This window comes from Pseudomonas sp. P5_A12, from assembly GCF_056400685.1.
The window spans coordinates 1-6,197 of sequence record NZ_JBFUKU010000303.1; the positions used below are offsets into that span (position 1 = coordinate 1).

General features: G+C 58.7%; 6 protein-coding genes. 1 reads left to right on the plus strand and 5 read right to left on the minus strand.

Annotated elements, in window-relative coordinates; translation table 11 throughout:
- Positions 1-348: 348 nt before the first annotated feature.
- The 4 genes from groL to AC1DSG_RS26125 form a co-directional block, all read right to left on the minus strand.
- The gene (gene groL, locus AC1DSG_RS26110; RefSeq protein ID WP_008069524.1) at positions 349-1,992 is read right to left on the minus strand and encodes a chaperonin GroEL; all 1,644 of its coding nucleotides are present in this window, start codon (positions 1,990-1,992) and stop codon (positions 349-351) included.
- A gap of 49 nt (positions 1,993-2,041) precedes the next feature.
- On the minus strand, positions 2,042-2,335 hold the full coding sequence (locus AC1DSG_RS26115) for a co-chaperone GroES (protein WP_047532658.1): 294 nt from the start codon (positions 2,333-2,335) through the stop codon (positions 2,042-2,044).
- 248 nt (positions 2,336-2,583) lie between these two features.
- Complete coding sequence (locus tag AC1DSG_RS26120) at positions 2,584-3,060, minus strand: FxsA family protein (RefSeq protein WP_477793471.1); 477 nt, start codon at positions 3,058-3,060, stop codon at positions 2,584-2,586.
- Between the two features lie 66 nt (positions 3,061-3,126).
- Positions 3,127-3,858: a HugZ family pyridoxamine 5'-phosphate oxidase gene (locus AC1DSG_RS26125; protein ID WP_477793472.1), complete on the minus strand. Its 732-nt coding sequence runs from the start codon at positions 3,856-3,858 to the stop codon at positions 3,127-3,129.
- 166 nt (positions 3,859-4,024) lie between these two features.
- On the opposite strand from AC1DSG_RS26125, the gene AC1DSG_RS26130 reads away from it, so the two are divergent.
- Entirely contained in the window at positions 4,025-4,783 is a 759-nt protein-coding gene (locus AC1DSG_RS26130) for an SDR family oxidoreductase (protein ID WP_477793473.1), read from the plus strand.
- A gap of 127 nt (positions 4,784-4,910) precedes the next feature.
- Here AC1DSG_RS26130 and apbC read toward each other — a convergent pair whose 3' ends face one another.
- Positions 4,911-6,005, minus strand: a complete 1,095-nt coding sequence (gene apbC / locus AC1DSG_RS26135; RefSeq protein ID WP_477793474.1) for an iron-sulfur cluster carrier protein ApbC — start codon at positions 6,003-6,005, stop codon at positions 4,911-4,913.
- Between the last annotated feature and the right edge of the window lie 192 nt (positions 6,006-6,197).

Consider the following 6,197-nt stretch of genomic DNA (forward strand, 5'->3'; position numbering starts at 1 on the left):
CTTCCTGCTTATGCCTGTCGGATCTACGTCACAGCGTTCCGTGCAAGTATTGGGCTTTGAAGATATTGGCCTTCTTACCCCGCTGCACCGCCTAATCCGCTTCCTGTTCGTCAGGCCAGCATTTTGCCTCGGGCTTCCTTCAGATTCGCAGTCACCCGCGACACCCTTGCCTCTGGCTAACACTTCCCCTTGCCGGGTGTGTAGAGGACTTTCACCTCCAAGTCACCAGCTTGGCCACCACAGCCAAGCTGGTTGCGCTTGCGCGCAACGCGCCATGCCTGGCGCACCAATAAAAAAACCCCGCCTGCTTTCGCAGGCGGGGTTTTTTAGTACAGGGGTAAGGCTGGCTTACATCATGCCGCCCATGCCGCCCATACCGCCCATGTCTGGCATGCCGCCGCCAGCTGGTGCGTCGTCCTTGATCTCGGCGATCATGGCTTCGGTGGTGATCATCAGGCTGGCAATCGACGAAGCCGCTTGCAGAGCCGAACGAGTCACTTTAGCCGGGTCCAGGATACCCATTTCGATCATGTCGCCGTATTCGCCGGTGGCAGCGTTGTAACCGAAGTTACCCGAACCCTGCTTGACCTTGTCGACCACAACGCTYGGCTCGTCGCCGGAGTTGGCAACGATCTGACGCAGTGGCGCTTCAACAGCGCGACGCAGCAACTGGATGCCAACGTTCTGGTCATCGTTGTCGCCTTTCAGCTCGGAGATAGCCTGCAGGGCGCGAACCAGTGCCACGCCGCCGCCAGGTACCACGCCTTCTTCAACGGCTGCACGAGTAGCGTGCAGGGCGTCTTCAACGCGGGCTTTCTTCTCTTTCATTTCAACTTCGGAACCGGCGCCAACCTTGATCACTGCAACGCCGCCGGACAGTTTGGCCAGACGCTCTTGCAGTTTTTCACGGTCGTAGTCGGACGAAGTGTCGGCCACTTGCTGACGGATCTGCAGAACGCGAGCCTGGATATCAGCTTCAACGCCGGCGCCGTCGATCACGGTGGTGTTTTCTTTCGACAGGATGACGCGCTTGGCATTACCCAGGTGTTCCAGGGTAGTGCTTTCCAGGCTCAGACCGATCTCTTCGGAGATTACGGTACCGCCAGTCAGGACAGCGATGTCCTGCAGCATGGCCTTGCGACGGTCGCCGAAGCCCGGAGCCTTGACGGCTGCGACTTTAACGATGCCACGCATGTTGTTCACAACCAGAGTCGCCAGGGCTTCGCCTTCAACGTCTTCAGCCACGATCAGCAGTGGACGGCCGGCTTTGGCAACGGCTTCCAGGACTGGCAGCATTTCACGGATGTTCGAGATCTTTTTGTCAACCAGCAGGATCAGCGGACCGTCCAGTTCGGCAGTCATGGTCTCTGGCTTGTTGACGAAGTACGGAGACAAGTAGCCACGGTCGAACTGCATGCCTTCAACAACCGACAGTTCGTTTTCCAGGCCCGAGCCTTCTTCAACGGTGATCACGCCTTCTTTACCGACTTTTTCCATGGCTTCGGCAATGATGTCGCCGATGGAGCTGTCGGAGTTGGCCGAGATGGTGCCGACCTGAGCGATGGCCTTGGTGTCAGCGCAAGGCTTGGACAGGGCTTTGAGCTCTTTGACGATAGCGATGGTCGCTTTGTCGATGCCGCGCTTCAGGTCCATCGGGTTCATGCCGGCAGCGACGGCTTTCAGGCCTTCGTTGACGATCGATTGAGCCAGAACGGTAGCGGTGGTGGTACCGTCGCCTGCGTCATCGTTGGCACGGGAGGCAACGTCTTTGACCAGCTGCGCGCCCATGTTTTCGAAGCGATCTTTCAGCTCGATTTCTTTGGCTACGGACACGCCGTCCTTGGTGATGGTCGGAGCGCCGAAGCTCTTCTCGATGATCACGTTACGGCCTTTAGGGCCCAGGGTCGCTTTTACTGCGTCAGCCAGGACGTTGACACCGGCGAGCATTTTCTTGCGGGCGGAATCGCCGAATTTAACTTCTTTAGCAGCCATGATCGATATTCCTTAAATACTTTGTAGTAGCGGGAAAATGAGCGGGGAATCAGCCTTCGATAACAGCGAGGATTTCGTTCTCGCTCATTACCAGCAGGTCTTCGCCATCAACTTTCACGGTGTTGCTGCCGGAGTAAGGACCAAACACAACCTTGTCGCCCACTTTAACGGCCAGTGCACGCACTTCACCGTTGTCCAGCACGCGGCCAGTGCCGACTGCCAGAATTTCACCGCTGTTGGCTTTTTCAGCAGCCGAACCTGGCAGGACGATACCGCCAGCGGTTTTCTTTTCTTCTTCGCTGCGACGGATGACGACGCGGTCATGCAGAGGACGAAGCTTCATTGTCGATCTCTCCTAATTGTGGTTTTCATCGGCCGGTGTACTCCCGGCGGGTTTAACAAAATCCGGCGGAGCCGGGTGCGGCTCGACAAGCGAGACGCGGAAGTCTGTCTGGCATGATCGCCAGAAACCTTGCGGTGACCGTTACATAAGGGCGCACAAGCTTATTACAAGGGCGGGGATCGAAATTTTTTACATCGATGACCCGAAAATGAACACGGCACCCGAAGGTGCCGCGCAGGTGAAACGATTTACTTGGTGTCGCGGTGCTCGAACTCGCCTTCGATCACATTGGGTTCACGGCCCAGCGGCTCGCGTGTAACGGGACCGCCACGCGGTTGAAGGTCATCGGCGAATGCACGCTGACGGATCGCGGCCTCTTCGGCGCGCTGGCGCATTTTATTGGCCAGCAGGCGACGAGAGAACGGCAGCAGCATGATCAGGCCCAGCACATCACTGACGAAGCCCGGCAGGATCAGCAGACCGCCCGCCAGGGCCAGCATCAGGCCTTCCAGCATGGTCTGGGCCGGCAGCTCGCCGCGACTCAGGCTTTCACGGGCACGCAGCGCAGTAGCCAGACCGGCGATACGCAGCACGAACACGCCGAGCATCGAGCCGAGAATGATCAGTAGCAGGGCCGGGAAAAACCCGATTGCCCCACTGACTTTGACGAATACGAACAGTTCCAACACCGGGAACAGTACAAAGAGCAACAAAAAAGGGCGCATCAAATGGTTCCTCAACGCAAGAATGCCTTGCCAGTCTTCCTTAGATGACGTCGCCGTTTCGTGAATTCAAGCGTCGGCGACTTCATTTATGGGCCAATTCTCGGCGTGAGCCAGGAAAACCAAGGCTTCCCGGACTTGTGTCGGCGTATTACAAGGTGCTTGAAACGGCAGCCAGTATAGCGCCTGACCGATACGCAAATGCATGCCTTCGGTGTCGATGCCGGCCAGCTGCGCCGGTTCGGTTTTCGGCAGGCCTGCCAGTTCGACGTAGTGAGCGATGGCTTTGGCGTGATCGGCATTCATGTGCTCGACCATGCTCACTTCAGCCTTGCCGGCAAACGGGTTGGCCAATGTCAGCTGATCGACCCAGTGAATCGCGCCGAAGCCGCCGATATAGCGGTGACGTACGGGTTTAAGCACCCAGAAATCGAAATCGTGAGCCTTGTGGTAGCTCTGCGAATCAGGGAAATAGCGGTAGTAACGCTGGGCCGCCACTTCAATGGCGGCCTCGTCCTCGAGCTTTTCGGCTTCGGCGAGGTAGGTCAGGCGACCAACGGCTTGTACATCATCGGCCTCGCGTTCGCCCACAAACAGAGAGCATTTCGGATCTTTTTGCAGGTTGTGCGTGTGCTGGGCGATGCGGCTGATAAGGATCAGCGGCCGGCCCTGGTCATCCAGACAGTAAGGAACCACAGAGCCAAACGGGTAACCCGGCATCGACTTGGAATGGGTCGACAGCACCCCCCGGTATTCCTTGAGAAGTAATTTTCGGGCATTCTTCGCCGCTTCAACGCTCAATTTATGACTCCTTAAATAGAATCCGTCGAAAAAACGGACAGGCGGCTGGGGATAAGTATTCAGCGCGCCATTCGGGCAGTTCTCATGTGCAGCCAGGCCACATCCGGCGCAGATCGAGAGGCCCTCTCCAAGGAAAACCACTCTGACCTGCTATTGGGGCATGCGAATGCAACTCACTGACAAAGTAATCATTATCACTGGCGGTTGCCAGGGTTTAGGCCGCTCCATGGCCGAGTATTTCGCCGCCAAAGGCGCGAAGCTCGCGCTGGTGGACCTGAACCAGGAAAAGCTCAACGACGCCGTCGCGGCTTGCAAGGCCAAAGGTGCCGAGGCGCGCAGCTACCTGTGCAACGTCGCCAATGAAGAGCAAGTGACCCACATGGTCGCCCAGGTCGCCGAAGATTTCGGCGCGATCCACGGTCTGATCAACAACGCCGGGATCCTGCGCGACGGTCTGTTGCTGAAGGTCAAGGACGGCGAAATGACCAAGATGAGCCTGGCCCAATGGCAGGCGGTCATCGACGTCAACCTGACTGGCGTGTTCCTGTGCACCCGTGAAGTTGCGGCCAAAATGGTCGAGCTGAACAACAGCGGCGCGATCATCAATATCTCCTCGATCTCCCGCGCTGGCAACGTCGGTCAGACCAACTACTCGGCTGCCAAGGCCGGTGTCGCTGCGGCCACCGTGACCTGGGCCAAGGAACTGGCGCGCTACGGCATCCGCGTGGCGGGCATCGCTCCAGGCTTTATCGAAACCGAGATGACGCTGGGGATGAAGCCTGAGGCGCTGGACAAGATGACCGCCGGGATTCCGCTCAAGCGCATGGGTAAACCGGAAGAGATCGCCCATTCGGCGGCGTACATTTTCGAGAACGACTACTACACCGGCCGGATCCTGGAAATGGATGGCGGGTTGCGCATCTAAGGCGCGCACAAAACAACTGTAGGAGCGAGCCTGCTCGCGATAGCGGTGGTTCAGTCAACAAATCTGTTGAATGTTAATCCGCTATCGCGAGCAGGCTCGCTCCCACAGGGAACCGCGCTTCAGGCTATCAATCGTCGCTGATGGAGATGTTCGGCATCGCCGGTGACACCGCTTCCTGCAACACGATACGCGCGCCGACGTGGCGGGCCAGTTCCTGGTAAACCATCGCAATCTGGCTGTCCGGCTCGGCGATCACCGTTGGCTTGCCGCCATCGGCCTGCTCGCGGATGACCATCGACAGTGGCAACGAGGCCAGCAGTTCGACGCCATACTGGTTGGCCAGCTTCACCCCACCGCCTTCACCGAACAGATGCTCGGCATGCCCGCAGTTGGAGCAGATGTGCACGGCCATGTTTTCGACCACGCCCAGCACCGGGATGTTGACCTTGCGGAACATCTCCACGCCCTTGCGCGCGTCCAGCAATGCCAGATCTTGCGGGGTTGTCACGATCACTGCACCGGCCACGGGGACTTTTTGTGCGAGGGTCAGTTGAATGTCACCGGTGCCGGGCGGCATGTCGATGACCAGGTAATCCAGGTCACCCCAGGCGGTTTGGGTCACCAGTTGCAACAGCGCGCCGGACACCATCGGCCCGCGCCAGACCATTGGCGTGTTGTCGTCGGTCAGGAAGGCCATCGACATCACTTCAACGCCATGGGACTCGATCGGCACGAACCACTTCTGATCCTTGACCTTTGGTCGGGTACCTTCCGGGATGCCGAACATGATGCCCTGGCTCGGACCGTAGATGTCCGCGTCGAGAATGCCGACCTTGGCACCTTCACGGGCCAGCGCCAGCGCCAGGTTCGCGGCGGTGGTGGATTTACCCACGCCGCCCTTGCCGGAAGCCACGGCTACCACGTTCTTCACGTTCGCCAGCCCCGGGATTTGCGCCTGAGCCTTGTGCGCGGCAATCACGCTGGTGATCTCAACGTGCGCGGTCGTCACGCCGTCCAGGCCTTCAATGGCCATTTGCAGCATCTGTGACCAACCGCTTTTGAACAGGCCGGCGGCGTAACCCAACTCCAGCTGGACGCTGACGCGATCGCCCTGGATCTGGATATCGCGCACGCATCCGGCGCTGACCGGATCCTGGTTCAGGTAAGGGTCGGTGTATTGGCGAAGGACGGCTTCCACCGCTGCGCGATTGACGGCGCTCATGGGCAACTCCGATAGCAAGACTGGAAAATCAGGTGGGTATCGTACCTGTTCTATTGTGCGGACGGCATGCTTTCAAGATGTGACAAATACCTATGGCCAGACGCAACCCGTAGCAGCTGCCGAAGGCTGCGTTCGGCGGCRAAGCCGTCGCCAATCCGGTCATCTCGGTTTACCTGAGACACCGCAGTGTCC